The organism is Pseudomonas sp. MBLB4123 (assembly GCF_051904775.1).
GTDB lineage: Bacteria > Pseudomonadota > Gammaproteobacteria > Pseudomonadales > Pseudomonadaceae > Aquipseudomonas > Aquipseudomonas benzenivorans_B.
The window spans coordinates 2,296,754-2,316,721 of record NZ_CP196711.1; the positions used below are offsets into that span (position 1 = coordinate 2,296,754).

14 protein-coding genes are annotated in these 19,968 nt (G+C 64.1%); 6 read left to right on the forward strand and 8 right to left on the reverse strand.

Annotated features, from left to right (window positions below):
- The first annotated feature begins 1 nt into the window (after position 1).
- The 6 genes from ACSX1C_RS10580 to ACSX1C_RS10605 all read left to right on the forward strand — a co-directional run bounded on the left by ACSX1C_RS10580 (position 2) and on the right by ACSX1C_RS10605 (position 5,434).
- On the forward strand, positions 2 to 550 hold the full coding sequence (locus tag ACSX1C_RS10580) for a chemotaxis protein CheW (protein ID WP_439886100.1): 549 nt from the start codon (positions 2 to 4) through the stop codon (positions 548 to 550).
- Between the two features lie 106 nt (positions 551 to 656).
- The gene (locus tag ACSX1C_RS10585) at positions 657 to 1,463 is read left to right on the forward strand and encodes a CheR family methyltransferase (protein WP_439886101.1); all 807 of its coding nucleotides are present in this window, start codon (positions 657 to 659) and stop codon (positions 1,461 to 1,463) included.
- Positions 1,460 to 1,939, forward strand: a complete 480-nt coding sequence (gene cheD / locus ACSX1C_RS10590) for a chemoreceptor glutamine deamidase CheD (protein ID WP_439886102.1) — start codon at positions 1,460 to 1,462, stop codon at positions 1,937 to 1,939. The genes ACSX1C_RS10585 and cheD overlap by 4 nt, the downstream gene beginning before the upstream one ends.
- On the forward strand, positions 1,924 to 3,018 hold the full coding sequence (locus ACSX1C_RS10595) for a protein-glutamate methylesterase/protein-glutamine glutaminase (RefSeq protein WP_439886103.1): 1,095 nt from the start codon (positions 1,924 to 1,926) through the stop codon (positions 3,016 to 3,018). The genes cheD and ACSX1C_RS10595 overlap by 16 nt, the downstream gene beginning before the upstream one ends.
- A gap of 41 nt (positions 3,019 to 3,059) precedes the next feature.
- Positions 3,060 to 4,307 (forward strand): EAL domain-containing response regulator, encoded by a 1,248-nt coding sequence (locus ACSX1C_RS10600; RefSeq protein WP_439886104.1) that lies wholly within the window; start codon positions 3,060 to 3,062, stop codon positions 4,305 to 4,307.
- A 221-nt stretch (positions 4,308 to 4,528) separates the two neighbouring features.
- Positions 4,529 to 5,434 carry an acyltransferase gene (locus tag ACSX1C_RS10605; protein ID WP_439886105.1) on the forward strand — a complete coding sequence of 302 codons (906 nt, stop codon included), beginning with the start codon at positions 4,529 to 4,531 and terminating at the stop codon, positions 5,432 to 5,434.
- A gap of 18 nt (positions 5,435 to 5,452) precedes the next feature.
- On the opposite strand, the gene ACSX1C_RS10610 is transcribed toward ACSX1C_RS10605, so the two are convergent.
- The 8 genes from ACSX1C_RS10610 to ACSX1C_RS10645 all read right to left on the reverse strand — a co-directional run bounded on the left by ACSX1C_RS10610 (position 5,453) and on the right by ACSX1C_RS10645 (position 19,856).
- Complete coding sequence (locus tag ACSX1C_RS10610) at positions 5,453 to 7,606, reverse strand: putative bifunctional diguanylate cyclase/phosphodiesterase (RefSeq protein ID WP_439886106.1); 2,154 nt, start codon at positions 7,604 to 7,606, stop codon at positions 5,453 to 5,455.
- A 47-nt stretch (positions 7,607 to 7,653) separates the two neighbouring features.
- The gene (locus tag ACSX1C_RS10615; RefSeq protein ID WP_439886107.1) at positions 7,654 to 11,082 is read right to left on the reverse strand and encodes a response regulator; all 3,429 of its coding nucleotides are present in this window, start codon (positions 11,080 to 11,082) and stop codon (positions 7,654 to 7,656) included.
- Between the two features lie 172 nt (positions 11,083 to 11,254).
- Entirely contained in the window at positions 11,255 to 11,911 is a 657-nt protein-coding gene (locus ACSX1C_RS10620; protein ID WP_439886108.1) for an OmpA family protein, read from the reverse strand.
- 150 nt (positions 11,912 to 12,061) lie between these two features.
- Entirely contained in the window at positions 12,062 to 12,727 is a 666-nt protein-coding gene (locus ACSX1C_RS10625; protein WP_439886109.1) for an OmpA family protein, read from the reverse strand.
- Between the two features lie 59 nt (positions 12,728 to 12,786).
- Positions 12,787 to 13,434, reverse strand: coding sequence for an MBL fold metallo-hydrolase (locus ACSX1C_RS10630; RefSeq protein WP_318645270.1), 648 nt, complete (start codon positions 13,432 to 13,434; stop codon positions 12,787 to 12,789).
- Between the two features lie 159 nt (positions 13,435 to 13,593).
- The gene (locus ACSX1C_RS10635) at positions 13,594 to 16,329 is read right to left on the reverse strand and encodes a LuxR C-terminal-related transcriptional regulator (protein ID WP_439886110.1); all 2,736 of its coding nucleotides are present in this window, start codon (positions 16,327 to 16,329) and stop codon (positions 13,594 to 13,596) included.
- Positions 16,330 to 16,619: 290 nt separating this feature from the next.
- Entirely contained in the window at positions 16,620 to 17,987 is a 1,368-nt protein-coding gene (locus ACSX1C_RS10640; protein ID WP_318645268.1) for a DUF1329 domain-containing protein, read from the reverse strand.
- Between the two features lie 30 nt (positions 17,988 to 18,017).
- Positions 18,018 to 19,856, reverse strand: a complete 1,839-nt coding sequence (locus ACSX1C_RS10645; protein ID WP_439886111.1) for a DUF1302 domain-containing protein — start codon at positions 19,854 to 19,856, stop codon at positions 18,018 to 18,020.
- Positions 19,857 to 19,968 lie beyond the last annotated feature (112 nt).

Below are 19,968 nucleotides of genomic sequence, written 5' to 3' on the forward strand. Positions count from 1 at the left end.
TATGGGCGCACTGGTTACGACGGATCGACCCGAAGCCATCCTTCAAGAGGATGAGGCGCAATACCTGACCTTCTCGCTCGGCGGCGAGATGTTCGCCATGGGCATTCTCGGGATCAAGGAAATCCTCGAGTACGGCAACATCACCACGGTACCGCTGATGCCCCCCTTCGTTCGCGGCGTGATCAACCTGCGCGGCGCAGTGGTGCCCGTGGTGGACCTGTCGGCGCGTTTCGGCCGGCCCCATTCCGAAGTCACTCGCCGCAGCTGCATCGTCATTATCGAGGCGCACGCGGAGGGCGAAACCCAGGATGTGGGCTTGATGGTCGATACCGTTTCGGCCGTGCTGGAAATCCCTCGCCGGGAGATCGAGCCTGCCCCCAGCTTCGGCGCCAAGATCCGCGCGGACTTCATCAGCGGCATGGCCAAGATGAATGACAGGTTCGTCATCATCCTCAACGCCGACCGGGTGCTGTCGCTCGAGGAGATGGCCATGCTGGCCGAGGGCAGTACCCCGGAACTCTCCCCAGCAGCTGACGACCCGGAAAACTGAGCGAGACCAGGCCGTTGCCGGGGGAGCCGGGCGAAGCGCAGTTGCGTCTTGCCCGGGAGAGGGTTTCGCTGCTGCGCCGCTCGCCTACGGGCAAGGATGTCTTATCGTGAACGCTACAGCGCTGAAGGATGGCGAATTCCAGCAGTTCCAGGCCTGGCTCTATCGCGTTGCCGGCATCAGCCTGAGCCCGGCCAAAAAGGCGCTGGTGGCCGGACGCCTGGCCAAACGCCTGAAGCACCATCGACTATGCAGTTACGGCGATTATTTCCAGCTGATCATGGGCCATGAGGCCCCTGCAGAGCTGCAGATCGCCCTGGATCTGCTCACGACCAACGAAACCTATTTCTTCCGCGAGCCCAGGCACTTCGACTTCCTGCGCGAGCAGATTCTGCCCACGGCGGCCACAGGCAGGACCTTCCGCCTCTGGAGCGCCGCCAGCTCTTCCGGCGAAGAGCCCTACAGCCTGGCCATGACCCTGGCCGATGGCCTGGGTGCAACCCCCTGGGAAATCATCGGCTCGGACATCAGCAGCCAGGTGCTGGCGAGGGCCCGCACGGGTCACTACCCGATCGAGCGTGCCAGCAACATCCCGCAACCGCTGCTGGTCAGGCATTGCCTCAAGGGCACGGGCCGTCAGGAGGGCACATTCCTGATCGAGCGCAGCCTGCGCGAGCGGGTGCATTTCATGTCGATCAATCTCAACGAAACCCTGCCCAATGTCGGCGAGTTCGACGTGATCTTTCTGCGCAACGTGATGATCTATTTCGATCAGGACACCAAGCGCAGGGTGGTGGCGCGCATGCTGCCGCACCTCAAACCGGGTGGTTTTTTCGTCGTCAGCCATTCGGAAAGCCTGAACGGCATCAGCGATGCCTTAACCCTGATCACCCCCTCGATATACCGAAAACCATGAAGCAGCCGGTCAAGATCGTCGAAGTTTCTCTTCAGCCCGGTGATTTCCACTTTGGCGATGCAGACACGCGCATTCGTACCCTGCTGGGTTCCTGCGTGGCCATTACCATGTGGCACCCTACCCGCCGGATCGGCGGCATGTGCCACTACATGCTGCCGGGCAGCCTGCCCCCTAGCGACCGACTCGACGGCAGGTATGCGGACGAGGCCATGGACCTTTTCTGCCGGGCCGCCCAACGCCACCACACTCGACTCCAGGACTACCAGATCAAGCTGTTCGGCGGCGGCAACATGTTCCCTGAGTTGAGCGAAAAGCCCTCTGTCGCCGAGCGCAATGTCGCCGCGGCCTACCAGCTGATGGCGCGCTACAACCTGCACCTATGCGCCCAGGACCTGGGCCGTAACGGCTACCGCACGGTCATCTTCGACATTGCCAGCGGCCATGTCTGGGTCCGATATCAATGCTTGACGGGGTAAGGACACCAATGAAGAAAATCAAGGTCCTGCTGGTCGATGATTCCGCCGTGGTACGCCAGGTCGTACTGGCATTGCTCGAACGTGAGCCTGACATCCATGTCCTGGGTGCCGCCTCCGACCCCATCTTTGCCCTGAACAAGATGGCTCGGGAGTGGCCGGACGTTCTGGTACTGGACGTCGAGATGCCACGCATGGATGGCATCACCTTCCTGAGAAAGATCATGGCCGAGCGGCCGACACCCGTGGTGATCTGCTCCTCGCTCACGGAAAAAGGGGCGGAAACCACGCTTCAGGCGCTTGCCGCCGGCGCAGTGGAAATCATCACCAAGCCCAAGGTCGGCCTCAAAAGCTTTCTGCAAGAATCCTCTGCCGAGCTGGTGGCTGCGGTCAGGGCTGCCGCTCAAGCCGATGTCCGGCAAGTGCTCAGGCCGGCTACGGCGCTCCCGCCTGTGGCCGTCAAGCTCAATGCCGATGCCATCCTGCCCGCGCTCAACGGCCATGCCATGGCGCAAACCACCGAGCGCATCGTCGCGATAGGTACCTCCACGGGGGGGACCCAGGCCCTTGAAACCGTACTGACCGCTCTACCACGGGTCTCCCCCGGCATCGTGATAGTGCAGCACATGCCGGAGAAGTTCACCGCATCCTTCGCCGAGCGCCTGAACAGGCTGTCGCAGATAGAGGTACGCGAGGCCAAACACAATGACCGCGTGACTCCTGGCCTGGCCCTCATCGCCCCGGGTGGCAAACACATGCTGCTCAAGCGCAGCGGCGCGTTTTACCACGTGGAGGTGATAGAGGGCCCCCAGGTCAACCGCCACCGGCCGTCCGTGGACGTGCTCTTTCGTTCGGTGGCCAAGTTCGCCGGCAAGAATGCAACCGGCATCATCATGACCGGCATGGGCGATGACGGCGCCCGCGGCCTCAAGGAGCTGCATGAGTCAGGCGCACGGACCTACGCCCAGGATGAGGCCAGCTGTGTGGTCTTCGGCATGCCTAAAGAAGCCATCAAGCTGGGCGGCGTGGATCAGGTGATCGCCCTGGGCGAAATACCCGGGGTGGTTATGAGCGTGAGCTAGAGCAGAAGATCACTATGAGCGCAGTCAAGCTGCCCCAACAGGTGCTGATCGTCGACGACAGCGAACTGCAGCGCCGGTTCATCGCCGAGCAGTGCCGCACCCTGGGCATCGCCGACATTGTTGAGGCGGTAGACGGCTTCGATGCGATTGCCCAGTTGCGCAGCAATCCGAGGATCGAGGCGGTTATCCTCGATCTGGAAATGCCGGGCATGGACGGCGTGCAAGTTCTCCATGAGATGGCGAAGCTGGGCCTGGCGCCGCCGGTAGTGCTGGCCACCGCCCGGGAAAGCGAGCTGCTCAACGTGGTAGAGAGCATGGGCAAGACCTTGGGCCTGCGCCTGCTCGGTGGCCTGCAGAAGCCGATTGTCCAAGAGCAATTGCTCTCCTGTCTGGGTCGAGTTGTCGCCACGCCAAGCGGTCCCGGCCCCGTCGAGCGCGGGATACCCGAGCTGAAGCTGACGGAACAAGACGTGTTGCGGGCGCTGCAAGAGAAGGCCTTCGTGGCGCACTTCCAGCCGAAGGTACGGCTCATCGATGGCGGCCTGCAGGGGGTGGAAGCCCTGGTACGCTGGCAGCACCCCGAACATGGCGTGCTGGCACCTGGACACTTCATCGGTTTTATCGAAGCCAGCCAATACATATCCGCCCTGACCCTGCACATGCTCGACACCTCCCTGCGGCATTGCCGGCGCTGGCATGCGGCGGGCCTTCCGTTGGGTTTTTCGCTCAACCTCTCGGCGCTTTCCCTGGCCGACACCAGGCTAGCCGACGCGATAGTCGATCGAGTCAGGGTCAGCGGAATAGCCCCAGGGTTTGTCACCCTGGAAATCACCGAAAGCGCACTCATGACCGATCTCGGCATCACCCTGGGCACGCTGGCGCGCCTGCGCCTGAAAGGCTTCGGCCTGTCGATAGATGACTACGGCACCGGCTTTTCCTGCATGCTGCAGTTGTCACGCATGCCTTGTACCGAACTGAAGGTGGATCGCGCCTTCGTCAATGGCGCCAGCCAGACTCGGCACCTGCGCATCCTGCTGGAAAGCACATTGGACATTGCCCGCAAACTCAACCTGAACGTGGTGGCCGAGGGCGTGGAGAGCCTCGAAGACTGGCAGTTGCTGCGCGAGCTGGGCTGCGCCGAGGCACAAGGCTACTTCGTGGCCAAGCCCATGCTCGGCGATACGCTGCCGGCATGGTGGGAGGCAAACAAGGCACGCCTGCAAAGACTGGCCTACGGGGAGCCACCATTTCAGGAGATGGCGGCCCCGTCCGATACTGGCGCCTGCTAGGTGTCGTGCCGGTACTTGCCCCTGCACTTGATTGCGTGTCGGACTCGACTGTTCGTCAGGCGCGGCAAGCCCCCTCGCCCGAGCTTCGACCAGCCAGTCACACTCAGCACTTGCCGTCCGATCCCCAGAGGCTAACCTTGACGCCGACCGACCCGCAGTGGCAAGCCGCGGGCACACGACGACCCGGGGCCTGCGCCCCCTTGGCCGAGGCACACGCCACCATGCTGCACTTCCTGCCCGCCGCCCTGCGCGGACTGCTCGGCGCCAGCCTGCTGGCGCTCAATACCCTGTTCTGGTGCTGGCCGCTGTTCGCCGTGACCCTGTTGAAGGTCTGCCTGCCGTTCGCCGGCGCGCAACGCCTGTGCAACGCCTCGATGAACTTCATCCACGAGGCCTGGATCAGCTGCAACAAGACCTGGATGAAGCTACTGGGCCAGACGCGCTGGCAGGTGGAGGGCCTGCAGAGCCTGGATTACCGTCACTCCTATCTGGTCACCAGCAATCACCAGAGCTGGGTCGATATCCTGGTCCTGCAGTACCTGCTCAACCGACGCATCCGCCCGCTGAAGTTCTTTCTCAAACAGGAACTGATCTGGGTGCCGGTGATCGGTCTGTGCTGGTGGGCCCTGGGCTTCCCCTTTATGAAGCGTTACTCCAAGGCCTATCTGGCCAAGCACCCGGAGAAGAAGGGCAAGGACCTGCAGACCACCCGCCGCACCTGCGCCAAGTTCCGTGACAACCCGGTCGGCATCTTCAACTTCCTCGAGGGCACCCGCTTCACCCCGGCCAAGCACGCCGCCCAGGACTCACCCTTCCGCTATCTGCTCAGACCCAAAGCCGGCGGCATTGCCTTCGTGCTGGACGCCATGGGCGAGCAGTTGCACGCGATCGTCAACGTCACCATCCACTACCCCCAGGGCAGTCCGAGCTTCTGGGCGCTGCTCAGCGGCGAGGTTGGAGAGATAGTGGTCAACTTCCGTCAGCTACCGATCGACCCGGCCTTCATCGGCCGCAACTACGACCAGGACGACGGCTACCGCCTGGCGTTCCAGCAGTGGGTCAACCAGCTGTGGCAAGCCAAGGATGCCGAACTGGCCGAGTTGCACCGCCGCTCCCCCGCCCGCTGACCCGCACGGCCGCAGCGCCTAGCTGTCCTTGGGCCCGGCGCTGCGCGGCAGGGCGTTCCAATCCAGCTGCGCCGGGAAGGCCTGCGCATCGTCCGCCGCCAGCCCCGGCGCGACCAAAAAGCCCTGCATGATCGGGCACTGGTGCTCGACCAGCCACTCGCGCTGGGCCGCCGTCTCCACGCCCTCGGCGATCACCTCCAGGCCCAGGTTGCGACCCAGGTCGATGATGGTGCTGACCACCGCCGCATCCCGTGGCGAATCGAGCATATTGGCGATGAACAGGCGGTCGATCTTCAGGGTGTCCAGCTCGAAGTGCCGCAGATAGGCCAGGGAGGAGTAGCCGGTGCCGAAATCGTCGATGGCGATCTTCACCCCCAGCAGGCGCAATTGGCGCAGCTGCTCCTGGGTGTTTTCCAGGTTCTGCATCAGCGCACTCTCGGTCACCTCGACTTCCAGCTGCGCCGGATTCAGCTGGTGGTCGTCCAACACCCGCCCCAGGTCTTCCACCAGCTGCGGCATGCTGAACTGCACCGGACTGACGTTGATACTGAGCACCAGTTCGTCTGCAGGCGGCCGCCGCATGCCGCAGAACTGCCGCGCCCCCTGGCGGAATATCCAGTCGCCCAGGCGGTTGATCAGCCGGGTCTCCTCGAGCAGGGGGATAAACACGCTGGGGGCCACGGTTCCGGCAACCCGATGCTGCCAGCGTAACAGGGCCTCGAAGCCGCGCAGCCGGCCGCTGTCCAGGTAGACCTGGGGCTGGTAGACCAGGACGAAGTCGTCCTGGTCGATGGCCGTGCGCAGGCTTTCCTCGAGCATCAGCCGCGAACGCGCGCGGCCGTTCATTTCCGGCAGGAAGAAGCGGTACTGCTGGCGCCCGGCTCGCTTGGCCTCGTACATCGCCATGTCTGCCGCGCGCAGCAGGCTCTCCACGCTCTGCCCGCACTCGGGAAAACAGGCGATGCCGACACTGGCGCCGATCGTGAAGTCGACGCCGTTGAGGCTGTGACGCACCGACACCTGCTCGATCAGCTTCTCCGCCACGCGCGCCGCGTCTTCCGTGTGACCGAGGCCGTCTATCACTGCCGTGAACTCGTCGCCGCCGACCCGGGCCAGGGTGTCGTAGGGGCGCAGGCTGCTCTTCAACTGCTCGCCGACTCGGCGCAGCAACTGATCGCCGACGCCGTGGCCGAGGGAGTCGTTGATCCGCTTGAAGCCGTCCAGGTCGAGGTAGAGCAGGGCCAGGCGCTGGCCGCTGCGTCCCGAGCGCGAGAGCGCCGCCTCCAGGGCCTTGTGGAAGCCCCGCCGGTTGAGCAGGCCGGTCAAAGGATCGGTCACCGCCAGGGACTCCAGCTGAGTGTGCAAACTGCGCACTACCGACATGTCCAGGGCGAGTACCACCATGGCCCGCTGCAACTTGGGCAGCGGCGAGCACGACAGCGTCACCGGTACGCTGTCGCCATCCCCGGTACGCAGGCTCGCCTCATGCACGCGATAGGTCTTGCCCTGCTGCCAGTTCCGGTAGAACTTCGACGAGTGCCACTCACACTCGACCTCCGGACTGCGCAGATGGGACAGCAGCGCGCTGCCCTGCAGCTCCGCCACCGAACAACGCAGCATCTGCGCCATGGCCGGGTTGGCGAAGCGCACCAGGCCGTCCTCGCCGACCACCATGATGCCTTCGGCGGCGTTATCCAGTACCGAGGCGTTGAAGGCCCGAGCGCTGTCCAGCTGCTGGGTCAGCTGTTGCAGTTCGCTGCGGTTGCGCTCATGGTCGAGCAACGAGTGGATCTTGTGGCGCAACACCTTGGGATCGAAGGGCTTGAGCATGAAGTCCACCGCCCCGGTGGCATAGCCCTGGAGCACGGCATCCTCGGTCTGGGCGATGGCCGAGATGAAGATGATCGGAATGAAGCGGGTGCGCGGGTTGCCGCGCATCAGCCGCGCCACCTCGAATCCATCCATGTGCGGCATCTGCACGTCCAGCAGGACCAGCCCGACCTCCTCGTTCAGCAGGCAGTGCAGGGCGGCCTCACCGGAGCTGACGCAGCGCAGCTGCCAGTCACCGTCCTCCAGCAACGCCTGCATGACTTCGAGATTTTCCGACCGGTCGTCCACCACCAGAAGCGTCTGCGTCCGCTCCACTTGTCGCTTCTTCTGCAGCGTTGCCATGCCTGCCTCCTGTATCGATGACGCCATGCTCTGGCCTGACCCGTCGATCAGGCCCGATCGACGGGCAGCGCCCGCGCCTCGTCCAACTCTCGCGGCGGCTCGCTCAACCAGCGTCTCAGCATGTCGAGCAACTCATCCTGGCTGACCGGCTTGGCCAGGTAGTCGTCGGCGCCGGCCGCCAGGCACTTCTCCTGATCACCCTTCATCGCATGGGCGGTCAGAGCGATGATCGGCACGCGGCAGGCGTGCTCCTGCTTGAGCACCCGAGTCGCGCTGTAACCGTCCATGCGCGGCATGGCCATGTCCATCAAGATCAGGTCACAGCCCAGCTGCAGGTAGCTCTCGATGGCTTCCAGTCCGTCCCCGGCCACGCTTACCTCGAGGCCGGCCTCGTCGAGCAAGGCGCTGAGCGCATAGACGTTGCGCACATCGTCGTCCACCAGCAATACGCGGCGGCCGACCAGCCCCCCCGTCATCCGCCGGTCTGGCACCGCCAGCGGTTGCTCCACGGCCCCCACACTGCCGAGAAAGCCCTGGACCGCCAGGCTCAAGGCCTGCAGGTCCTCGCCCTGCTTGCGCACCACCACCGCGCTGTAGCGCCGCAACCGCTGCAGGCTCAGTTGGGTGATGTCCACTCCGGTATTGATCACCACCCGTGCGCCATTCAAGGGGGTGTGCCGGTCGAGGGTCTCGAGCAGATCGAAACCGTCCCGGTCGGGCAGGTCGAGGTCGATCACCAACGCCGCGAAGTTGCGCTCGGCATAGGCGTCGAGCGCCTCGGCGGCGTTGACGCAGCTGACCACCTCGAAGCCCAGCTGTTGCAGGTGCTCGCGGTAGTGCTCACGCTCGACCTCGACATCCTCAACCAGCAACAGCGCCGGCGCGGGGATCTGGCCGTCGCGCCGCAGCTCGACGAAGACCCGTTCGAGATCGGCTCGGTTGATCGGCTTGACCAGGTAGCGCGGGCCATCCTCGCTCCAGTCGGCCGGCTGCGGCACGCAGGAGATGATGTGCACCGGCGTCTCACGATGCTCGGCCTGCCCGCGCAGCTGGCGATACAGCTGCCAGCCGCTGATATCCGGCAGCAGGATGTCCAGGATCACCGCGCTGAAGCGCTCGTATTGCAACAGCTCGAGCGCCTGCTGACCCGTGCGGCAGTGCACGCTGGCAAAACCATGGGCATAGGCTTCCTCGGCCAGTACCGAGGCGAAGCTGGCATTGTCCTCGACTATCAGCACAGCGGGGCCCACACCTTGTCGCTGCGGCCGGTCCTCGGGGCCGGCTGCCGCCGACTCGGGCAGTTGCCGCAACGGCAGATTCAGGGTGAAGCAAGCGCCCTGCCCCAGCTCGCTCTTCACTCCCACCTCGCCGCCGAGGGCCAATGCCAACTGACGGGTGATGGCCAGCCCCAGGCCGGTGCCGCCGAAACGGCGACTGGTGGAGCCGTCGATCTGCTGGAACGCCTGGAAGATCAGTTCGTGCTGGTCGGCGGCGATGCCGATGCCACTGTCGCACACGCAGAAGCTCAGGCGCTGCCCAGCCCCCTCCTCGCACTCCGGCTCGAGGGTCACGCTCAGGCGCACCTCGCCCCGCTCGGTGAACTTCACGGCGTTGGACAGCAGGTTGCGCAATATCTGCTGCAAGCGGGCACGGTCGCTACGGATCAGCCTGGGCACCTCCGGCTGCACCTGCGTCTGCAGCTGCAACCCCTTGAGCTCGGCCATCGGGCGAATGCTCGCATCCATCTCCACCAGCATCTCGTGGACATCCAACGGCTCCAGCTTGAGCTGAATACGACCGGATTCGACCTTGGCCAGGTCGAGCACACTGTTGATCAACTGCAGCAGGTCGCTGCCGGCCCGGTGCACGATATCGGCGTGCTGGGTCTGCTTCTTCGTGAGATTACCGGTGCCGTTCTGGCGCAATTGATCGCTGAGGATCAGGATGCTGTTGAGCGGGGTACGCAGCTCATGGGACATGTTGGCGAGGAACTCGGACTTGTAGCGGTTGGCCAGCACCAGCTGCTCGGCCTGTTCGTGCAGGCGCCGCTCCGCCGCCTTGCGCTCGCTGATGTCGATGATCACCGCCTGCACCAGGATGTTCTCGCCGCTGCGCAGGGGCGACAAGCCAACCTCCAGGGGAATCAGCCGACCGTCGCGGTGCTGGCCGAACAGCTCGCGGTTGCTGCCCATGCGTCGGGGCTCCGGGTGCTTCTGGTAGGCGCGGCGGGACGGTACGTGGCCTTCGCGCTTGTCCTCGGGCAGCAGCATCTCCACCGACTGGCCAAGCAATTCCTGACGTGGGTAGCCGAACAGCAGCTCGGCCTGCTGGTTGACCATGGCTATCTGCCCGTCGCCGTCGATCAGGACGATGGCGTTGGGCGAGGCCTCCACCACCAGGCGAAAACGCTCCTCGCGCTCGCGCAGCTGTTCGGTCGCCCGCTGGCTGGCGTGCAACTGACGCTCGCGCTGATACAGGCAGCCGCCCGTCAGCAGGGCCAGCAGGGTCGCCGCAGTCAGCCCCATCCCAAGGCTGAAGGTCATGCTCCGCCGCGCCAGCGACTCCTCGTAGGCGGCCGAACTGCTGACCGTCAGGGCCCAGGTTCGGCCATACAGGGGCAACTCCGTGGTCTGGGTGAAGAGCGCCGGCCTGTCCCCCGCCGCCGCGGCCTCGCCCAGCAACGTACTGCCCGCCTGCCGATCCACGACGTGGATATCGAACAAACGCGCCTGTGGACCGAGAATACCTGCCATCAGGTCATGACTGCGGAAGGCGCCATAGACGTAACCGAACAGGGCCTCGCGCCGCTGCTGCGCACTGCCCAGCGGCATGCCGGGACGGAACACCGGCAGGTACAGCAGCATTCCGGACTGCACGTTCAACTCGGTTTCCTGCTTCAGGATCACCGGTGCGCTGAGGGCCGCATCGGCACTGTGCAACGCCAGTTCGATCGCCTCACGGCGCAGAGGCTCGCTGAACATGTCGTAGCCCTGGGCGCGCCGGTTACGCCAATCGAACGGACTGATGTAGTCGATCAGCACGTACTCCTCGCGCTGGCCGGCCGGAAAGGCCCGGTAGCCCTCGCGACCGGCGGCCTCGATCGCACCGAGGAAGTCCTCGAGCTGCCCCCGGCGCAGATAGCGCGCCCAGCCCAGCGCCTGGATGCCGGGATAGCGGTCCTGCAGATACAGCTGCCCGACCGCCCGCTCCCACTCGGCCAGGGACACCTCGTCGCTGCCGATGATCAGCCCGGACATGCCGCGCAGCACCATCTCGTAGGCGCGCATGCGGTGAACGACGCGCTGACCGACGTCCTGCGCCTCGAGCTCGAAGCGCTGCCGCGCCTCCTCCCGACTCGTCGCCTCGAGGGCTTGCCATTGCCAGACGATCAGGCCGCCCAAACCGAGCAACAGGGTCAGGGTGACCCCTATCGCCAGCCCGGGCCTGGGGGAAAAGGAACGCGACCTGCCGTCCATGACTTCTCCTGAATCCGTTCACTACCTGCCACGCCCGACCACAGAGGATGAGCGCGCTACAGAACTCAAGGAAGCAGTCTAGTCAGGAATCCGGCAGAGGGCCCTGCCCTGACCAGCAACGGGCCCCAGAAAAAAGCCCCGCACGTGCGGGGCTTTTCGTCTACACCCGGTTTTAGAGCGGGCGCAGATTGATTTCGACGCGGCGATTCTGTGCCCGCCCCGACTCGTTGGCATTGCTGGCGATCGGCTGGTTGGGCCCGGCACCGTAGGCGGAAATCCGCGCCGGCGCCACGCCGTTGCCCGACAGGTAAGCCGCGACGCTCTGCGCACGGCGATTCGACAGGTTCTGGTTCAGCGCCAGCGAGCCGGTGCTATCGGTGTGCCCGACGATGTCGATGCCGTTCTTGTCGAACTCCTTGAACACCAGCACCAGGGAATTGAGCGTCGGGTAGAAGCCGCTGGAAATATCCGCCGAATTGCTGGCGAAGGTGATGTTGCCCGGCATGATCAGCTTCAGGTCATCGCCATTGCGCTGCACCTGTACACCCGTGCCCTGTAGGGTCTGGCGCAGCTTGGCCTCCTGGGTGTCGACATAGTAGCCGTAACCGCCGCCTGCGGCGCCGCCCACAGCGGCACCGATCAAGGCGCCCTTGGCGCGGTCCTTCTTGCTCGAGGTGGCCGCCCCGATCACCGCTCCGGTGACCGCGCCGATACCGCCATAGACCCCTGCCTTGCCGGCCTCGCGTTCGCCGGTATAGGGGTTGGTCGTACAGCCGGCCAGCAGGGCCAGGCCGGCGGCCAAAGCGGTCAGGTTACGCCAGTTCTTCATAGATACGTCCTTATCTGGGTTGTTCAGCAGGTTGGCTATCGCGCAGGGGTGTTCGAGGCGCCAGGCGCCTCGAAGTTCCGTTCCAGCTTAGCAGGCGGTGTTGACGGGCAGGGCGACACGCAGCAAGGAGGGTACGCGTCGCACCAGATACTACTGCGCGCCGGGCAATGGCCGCAGGTTCACCTCGACCCGGCGATTCTGGGCCCGCCCATCGGCCGAGGCATTGCTCGCCAGAGGCTGGTCGGGCCCCATGCCGCGGGTGCTCAGACGCGTCTGATCGACCCCCTGGGCGATCAGGTAGTTGGCCACGCTCTGCGCACGGCGCTGCGACAACCCCATGTTGTAGGCATGGGAGCCGACACTGTCGGTATGACCGACGATCTCGATGCTGTTCTGCGGATATTGGCGGAAGGAGGTGGCCAGGTTGTTCAGCGGCGCATGGAAACTGCCGGCGATCTCCGCCGAATCGGTGGCGAAGGTGATGTTGCCGGGCATGATCAGCTGGATCACATCGCCCTGGCGCGCCACCTGCACGCCTGTACCCTCCATGCTGCGCCGCAGTTCCGCCTCCTGCTTGTCGGCGTAGTAGCCGTAACCGGCTCCCGCCGCCCCGCCCACGGCGGCGCCGATCAGCGCCCCCTTGCCGCGGTTGTCGTGGCTGATCGCCGCGCCGGCCACCGCACCCGCCAGGGCGCCGAGGCCGCCGTAGGTCGCAGTCTTGTTGCTGCTGGGCTGGCCGTCATAGGGGTTCTGCGAGGCACAACCGAGCAGCAGGCCGGCACAGCAGCAGGTCAGGATCAGACGCGAACTAGGCATGGCGAACCCTCCAGGGCATTGGCTAGTGTTCAGTCTAGCCAGCGGGTCGCCCATCGCCCTCAGGCGCGGACAAACGGATTCTCGCGCATTTCATCGCCCAGCCGGGTATCGGCACCATGCCCCGTAACCACGGTGGCGTCCTCGTCGAGCCGGTACAGGCGCTGCTTGATCGAGCGTTCGATGGTCGCGTAGTCGCCGCCCCACAGGTCGGTCCGGCCGATGCCACGCTTGAACAGCGTGTCGCCGGCAATCAGCAGCTTGTCCTGGGGGAACCAGAAACTCATGGAACCGGGCGTGTGCCCGGGCGTGTGCAGCGCCACACCACAGCCGCAGGGCAATGCCTCGTCGTCGGCCAGCCACTGGTCCGGAGCCGGCACCGGCGTGTAGGGCACCCCGAACATGCGGCACTGCATCTCCAGGTTGTCCCAGAGGAACCGATCTTCCTTGTGCAGATGCAGCGTGGCACCGGTCTTCTCCTTCATCTGCCCGGAGGCAAGGAAGTGGTCCAGGTGGGCGTGGGTGTGAATGATGCTGACCACCTTGAGCCCATGGCCCTCGAGGCGCGCCATGATCAGCTCGGGGTCGCCGCCCGGATCGACCACTATCGCCTGCTTGGTGACGGGGTCGCCAATGATCGTGCAGTTGCACTGCAGAGGCCCGACAGGGAAGGTTTCGCGGATCAGGGCGGGGGACGCGGCAGAACTCATCGGTGACTCCTCGATACGGTGAACGCCGGCTAGCTTACCCATCCACTCGGTGAATGCACGACGAAAATAGCCGCCTCCAAAACTACCGCGCCGGCGAAAACGAGCCGGGCGCATCCCCGGACGAAGCGGTCGGGCCTGAGCCTGCCGGCAGCGGGCGGCTCAAGTCAGCAGGCCGAGGCTCTTGGCCCGCGCCACCGCTTGGGTACGGCGCTCGACGCCAAGCTTGCCGTTGATATGGCGGGCATGGGTTTTCACCGTATGCAGGGAGATGAACAGACACTCGCTGATCTGCTGGTTCGAATAGCCTTGGGCAATCAGCTTCAACACCGCCAGTTCACGGCTGCTCAAACTGCCCACCATCATGTCCGGCCCAACACTCGCCACAGCCGGCGCCTTGGGCAGTTCGGCCAACAGCGCCTCGCGCTGGGAGCCCTCGGGTTGCGCCAGCAATTGCTCCCGAGCCCAATCCGGGTGTGCCTTCAACAGATCCTGGAAGGGTGACAGAGCGCCTCCAAGGGCCGCTTGCAGGGCGTCACTCAGCTGTTGCCGGGCCTCACGTTCCTGGCCACTGGCGCGCAGCAACAGAACCAGCTGCACCCGGGCGATCACCGCCAGCAACTCCCCCCCCATCGCCTGTGCCCGTTGCACCAGGGCACGCAGACGCCTCTCGGCCTTACTCCGCTCACCTTGCTGCCGTTCCAGCACCGCCTGGTGGAGTTCGATGTACAGCGGCAGTTGCGGGTGGAACTCCGGCGCCGCGGCGGCCTGCTCCCCGTTGTAAGCCTCGGCCAGGCGCACCAGCCAGGCATCCGCCACTTCGAACTGGCCTTGGCGCAGCCACAACTCGCACTTGGCCAGGGTGATCATCGCCAGGTAGTAGATAGGCGGCACATCCCAGACATGCATGAGCCGCTCGGCCTCGGCGAGTCGAGCGAACGCTTCGGCCAGAGCGCCTTCACGTCCCTCCAGGCCGGCCAGCACGCACTGGCCGATGAGCAGGCTGACGTCACGGCAGGCACGCGCCTCGGCGATCCCCGTTGTTAACCGTTGACGCGCCAACTGCGGCTGCAGACGCAGGCTCAGCAGATAACCCTCATACAGGGTCAGGCGTGCGCGCAACGCATACAAACGCTGTTGCGGCAGCCCGCGCAAGCGCTCCAGGCCTTGGCGCACCTCGTCGAGGGCCCGCTGCACTTCGCCCCGGGCCTGCAGCACGCGCGCGCGGTCATAGTGCGCCAGCGCTTCGAACAGGGGGTTGCCCACCCGCTGCGCCAGCTCCAAAGCCTCGCGATTGAGGCCCCGGGCACGCCACAGATCGCCCTGGACGATGGCCAGATTAGCCAGGGTCGACAGGCACATCAGCCGCTGGCCATAGCGCTCCATCGGCAACCCCGCCAGTGCTTCGGTACAGTGGCGTTGCGCGCTCAGGCTTTCGCCACGGCCGCGGGCGATCACCCCGCAGAGGGCTTGCCACTGGGCCAGCAGGCTCTGCTGCTGGGCTGCCGAAGGTGCGGGAAGGAAGCGGCTCATCTGCCCTACCAACTCCTCGGCCGCATCCAGCTGACAGGCCAGGGCCAGGGCCCAGCTGTACAGGACGATCAGGCGTGGCGTGCTGGCCAGCAGGCTGTCCGGCAAGTCCATCTTCCAACGCAACAACGTGGCCACGTTTTGTTCGGCCAGCAGTTGCTCCTCGGACAGGTTCTGCACCAGGTTGGCGGCCACATCCGGCTGACCGGCCCGCAGCGCCTGCTCGATCGCCTCGTCCAACAGCCCTTGGCCGCTGAACCAGCGGCAGGCACGCAGGTGCGCACTGGTCGGGGCGGGACGCAAGGCGGCCGCTGGTCGAGCGCGGAGCAGGTCGGAAAACAGATGGTGATAACGAAACCAGCGGCCTTGCTCATCCAGCGGCACCAGAAACACCTGATGCGCCTGCAGATGCTCGAGAATGGCGGCGCTGTCATGGGCCTCGCGCACGGCATCGCACAGCTCGGCACAGAAGCGCTCCTGGCAGGCGGTGTCGTAGAGAAAGGCCTGCACTTCCGGCGGCTGCCGCTCGATCACCTCCTCCAGTAGATACTCGCGGATCAGCCCTTCGGCGCCGTGAGGCCTGGTCATCTCGCCGTCGACAACCGCCTCGGCGGCGGCGAGCAACCACAGGCGCAGCCCGGCCACCCAACCTTCGCTGTGCTGCAGCAAATCGGCCAGCGCCTCCTCGCTCAAGGTGGCACCGTGCCTAGACAACAGCTCGCCGGTCTCCTCCTCTGTCAGGCGCAGATCCTGTTCCTGCAACTCGAGCAATTGCCTCGACAGGCGCAGACGGGCCAGGTGCCAATCCGGACGCTGGCGGCTGGTCACCAGCAAGAGCAGGCCAGCCGGCAAGTGGTTGAGGAAAAACTGCAGGCAGCGATCGAGCACCGCCCCCTGGGCCAGATGGTAATCGTCCAGCACCAGCAACACCGGACTGTCCGATTTCAAGCGTAGCGTCAGCTCGTCGAGCAGACCATCCAGCCATTCCTCGAAGGCGAAGGGCTGATGCCTCTGGCGCAGTCGCAACAACCCCAGCGCATCATCCCCCAGCCCCGGGAAAAACTGTTGCAGCCCAGCCAACAGTCGCTCGAGAAAGCGCCCGGGATCGCTGTCGCGGCGGCTCAGGCCGAACCAGAGGCTCTGCCACTGCGGCGGCAGCCGTTCGCAAAACTCGATGGCCAGTGAGCTCTTGCCGAAGCCCGCCGGCGCGCTGACCAGTATCAGGCGGCCGGACAGACCGCTCGCCAATCGCTCGCACAGGCGCGGGCGCAGGACATGGCCCGGCGGCAGCGGAGGACGGAAGAAATGTCCATCGGTGCTCTGCGGACTCGGACTGACGAATCGATGGGAACTGGACAGCTCGGTCATTACCCGGTTCTTGGCGCAGTAGGTCTGTGGTTTGACCAGCAGCCTAGCCCCTCGGGCCACGCATTTGAAGTGTGTCCCGGCCGCCTTAACAATTCTTTGCAATAGCTGCGTCGGGTCTCACCCGGCACGTCCGCACTTGCCACCCCCTCGTCGAATGGCCAGCCCCGCCTATATCCCAAATAAAAATGCCCGTATCCAAGGATACGGGCATCCAATGCTTCGGCACCTCGAGCCAGCCGGACATCGTCCTGCTGGCTCGAGACCGGCACTACGCGGTCAGGCTGCTGTGCTTAACGCACGCCGGCCTGACGCAAGGCCGCCGGGGTGTAGTCGCTTTCCTTGGAGCCGATATCGAACTGATAGGACTGCTTCTCCTCGTTCTTCATGCCCAGCGCCAGGTAGCGCCCGGACTGCAGGTCATACAGGGCCTCCAGGGTGTACCACGGCACTTTCTTGTCGTAGTAGTACTGGGCATGCGCCTCGGCCACGCGCCACAGGGTACCGCGACCGTCGTAGTGGTCGATGGCAGCGGCCTGCCAGGTGTCCTCGTCGATGAAGAAGTCGCGCTTGGCATAGATATGCCGCTCGCCCGACTTCAGGGTCGCGGTCACATGCCAGACGCGGTGCAGCTCGTAACGGCTCAGTTCCTGGTTGATATGCCCGGGCTTGATGATCTGCTCGTACTTGAGCTTCGGCGAGTCCAGGCCATAGGTGTTGTAGGCGATGTAGACTTCCTTCTTGCCGTTGAGCGTCCAGTCGTAACGATCCGGCGCGCCGTTGTACAGGTCGAAGTTGTCCGAGGTGCGCAGGCCGTCGGCTGCGGTGCCCGGACCGTCGTAAGACACCTGCGGCGCCCGGCGCACGCGGCGCTGGCCGGCGTTGTACAGCCACGCCAGACGCGGCTCCTTGACTTGGTTCAGGGTCTCGTGCACCAACAGCACGTTGCCCGCCAGACGCGACGGTGCGGTCACCCGCTGCTTGAAGTAGAACAGGATGTTGTCCGCCTTGCTGCTGCCGGCATCCTTCAGGGCATCGCGGAAGGTGAACTCGTCCTCGAAATACACCAGGCTGTAGGAACCATTGGCCTGCGGGGTCGCCTGGGTCACCAGGCGCTTGGCGCTGCCACCGCGATAGCGGGTGATGTGGTTCCAGATCACTTCCAGACCGTTCTTGGGGATCGGGAAGGGGTTGGCCGTGGCGAAGTTCTCCAGACCGTTGCCGCCTTCTACCAACTTGGTATTGACCGCGTTGGCCTTGGCCGCGGCCAGGACTGCGTCCGGCAGGGTGGCGCTGCGATGGGTCGGATACACCGGCATCTTGTAGCTGTCGGGGTAGCGCTTGAACATCGCCAGCTGACCGGGGGTCAGCTTGTCTTTGTACTGATCCACGTTCTGCGCGGTGATGGTGAACAGCGGCTGCTCGTTGGCGAAGGGATTCGACAGGAAACCGCGATCATCGACGGTGCCGGCATTGCTCGGCAGACCGCCGGTCCAGGCCGGGATCGAACCATCGGCATTGCCCGCCATCTCTGCGCCGATCGGCGTCAGGCTGGCGCCCAGCTGGGCGGCTTCTTCCGGCGAGACGGCCGCCATCACGCTGCTGGCGAGCAGCGACAGGGTCAGGGCGCCGGTTTGCAACAGACCTTTTGTTGTTTTCATGTACATAGTCTTCCTCAAATTTCCTGACCGTTAGAAGTTCATACCGAAGCTGAGCGCGACGAAGTCACGGTCGATCGACGTGTTGTACTTGCCGCCGAAGAAGTCGGTATAGGACAGGCCCGCGGTGTAGGTGTTCTGGTATTCGGCGTCCAGGCCCAGGCTCACGGCCTTGTTGCCTTCGTTGAACACACCATTGGCGCCATAGCCGTCGACGTCATGGGACCAGGAGATGCTGGGTTTCAGGTTGATGCCGGCAATGGCGTCGTTGTAGTCCCAGATCGCCCGAGCACGGTAGCCCCAAGAAGTGGAGGTCACGAAGCCATCATCTTCGCAGTACTTGGATACGTTCTCAGCAGTCGTGCTGCCCAGGGTGCCAGCATTCGTGCTTTCACAAGTACCACCTGGCAACGGACCGGGGCCGAACACCGGGTCACGGCCGTAGCGGGCTTGAGAGGTGCTCTCCAGCCCACCGACATGGCTCACGCCGATCTCCCCGACCAAAGTGAGACGCGAGGCACCCATGACCTGATCGAAGAAATGGGTAAAGGTCGTTTGTATCTGGGTAATTTCCTTACGGCGGTAGCCGTTCAGGTCGGCCCCCGGAGTACCCTGCAATACCGAAAGGTTCGGGTTCAGCGGGGTCAGACCAGCGAACAGGATATCGGTGGTGTTCAACTGAACCGGCGCATTCGGCCGATAGCTAAGCTCGCCACTCCAAGCGGTTCCAGTGGGGAGGGTAGTGGAGAAACTCAAACCGTAGAGCCGGATGTCTTCAGGATACTCAATGAAATACTGCGATTGCCCGGCGACCAGCAGTGGTGCCAACGAACCTACAAGAGGAGCCAGATCGAAGGTACTCTGTGGGGCAGCCGTGGCGCTGAAAACCGGAGCACGGCTGTGGTAGTTCATGAAATATGCGCCGAACTCGGTATCTAGCTCTTCGGCGAAGTAGCGGAAAGCCACACCATACTGACCATCATCATCTGCATCGCGATCTGGACCTCGACGAATCAGAACTCCCTCCTCGTTGATATTCACACCGAACAGCGATTCGGCAAGTTCGGGGATGCCCGCTGGCAAGCTTGAACGCTTACGCAGTACGCGAAGGTTGTCGTCGCAACCATCGGCTATCACATCCGGCTGGGCGAAAAAAGTACCGCAGTTGTCGGCTACCGTCTGATCCCATTCCAGTTGATAAAACGCCTCCATCGACAGGCTGTCGGTCAGGCTCTGAGAGATGTAGAACATGTTTACCGGAATCAAGCCTTCCTTGATCTCTGCACCAGGGCGACGGAATGCGGCGGCATCCACCGGGTTGATCGAGTTGATCGAGTTCTGGATGAAGGTGCTTTCACCCCAGCTGACCACCTGCTTACCCAGGCGTACCGAACCAGGCTGATCGGCGATGTCATAGTTGTGATAAACGAAGGCATCGAGGATCTGTGCACCAGATGCCTGGGCAGCCTCTTTACGATTGCTGTCGTCGATGTCCTTGAACAGACGATGCTCGTCCTTCAGCTCGAAGTCATACCAATACTTGCCGCGAATGAAAGCACCAGTATCGCCGTACTTCAGCTCCAGATCGTGGATACCCTTGAAGATCTTCGAAAAGGTCTCACCTTTTTTAAAGTTCAGATGAGAGTCGTCCGAGGTCTGCGAAAGGCCATCGCCACCGTTGTTTGAACCGATCAGGTCCTTATCTGCACCACGCACCGACCAGCTGGCGCCCACGGACAACGACGAATCGAACTGACCTTCGATCTCGCCGATGTTGAAGGTAACGCCGAATGCCGGTGCGGCGAGGGTGGATGCGAGGCTGACGGCCAGCGGCAGCTTTGCCAGGCGCCAGAACGGTTGGGTCTTTGTCATCGACGCTACTCCATGTGTTTTTTGTTATGGATGATGCGGACTATAGCCAGCGGGTCGTACTGCTTGATCCCTCGAAAGTGTGATTTGCAGCCCCAGGCACTCTGGCTCGCCG

Excerpts from the sequence above, each read along its gene's own strand:
- ACSX1C_RS10580 (WP_439886100.1), top strand. The coding sequence starts at position 2 with ATGGGCGCACTGGTTACGACGGATCGACCCGAAGCCATCCTTCAAGAG.
- ACSX1C_RS10635 (WP_439886110.1), bottom strand. The coding sequence starts at position 16,329 with ATGACCGAGCTGTCCAGTTCCCATCGATTCGTCAGTCCGAGTCCGCAG.
- cheD (WP_439886102.1), top strand. The coding sequence starts at position 1,460 with ATGAAGCAGCCGGTCAAGATCGTCGAAGTTTCTCTTCAGCCCGGTGAT.
- ACSX1C_RS10620 (WP_439886108.1), bottom strand. The coding sequence starts at position 11,911 with ATGAAGAACTGGCGTAACCTGACCGCTTTGGCCGCCGGCCTGGCCCTG.
- ACSX1C_RS10595 (WP_439886103.1), top strand. The coding sequence starts at position 1,924 with ATGCTTGACGGGGTAAGGACACCAATGAAGAAAATCAAGGTCCTGCTG.
- ACSX1C_RS10625 (WP_439886109.1), bottom strand. The coding sequence starts at position 12,727 with ATGCCTAGTTCGCGTCTGATCCTGACCTGCTGCTGTGCCGGCCTGCTG.
- ACSX1C_RS10605 (WP_439886105.1), top strand. The coding sequence starts at position 4,529 with ATGCTGCACTTCCTGCCCGCCGCCCTGCGCGGACTGCTCGGCGCCAGC.
- ACSX1C_RS10640 (WP_318645268.1), bottom strand. The coding sequence starts at position 17,987 with ATGAAAACAACAAAAGGTCTGTTGCAAACCGGCGCCCTGACCCTGTCG.
- ACSX1C_RS10615 (WP_439886107.1), bottom strand. The coding sequence starts at position 11,082 with ATGGACGGCAGGTCGCGTTCCTTTTCCCCCAGGCCCGGGCTGGCGATA.
- ACSX1C_RS10630 (WP_318645270.1), bottom strand. The coding sequence starts at position 13,434 with ATGAGTTCTGCCGCGTCCCCCGCCCTGATCCGCGAAACCTTCCCTGTC.
- ACSX1C_RS10645 (WP_439886111.1), bottom strand. The coding sequence starts at position 19,856 with ATGACAAAGACCCAACCGTTCTGGCGCCTGGCAAAGCTGCCGCTGGCC.
- ACSX1C_RS10610 (WP_439886106.1), bottom strand. The coding sequence starts at position 7,606 with ATGGCAACGCTGCAGAAGAAGCGACAAGTGGAGCGGACGCAGACGCTT.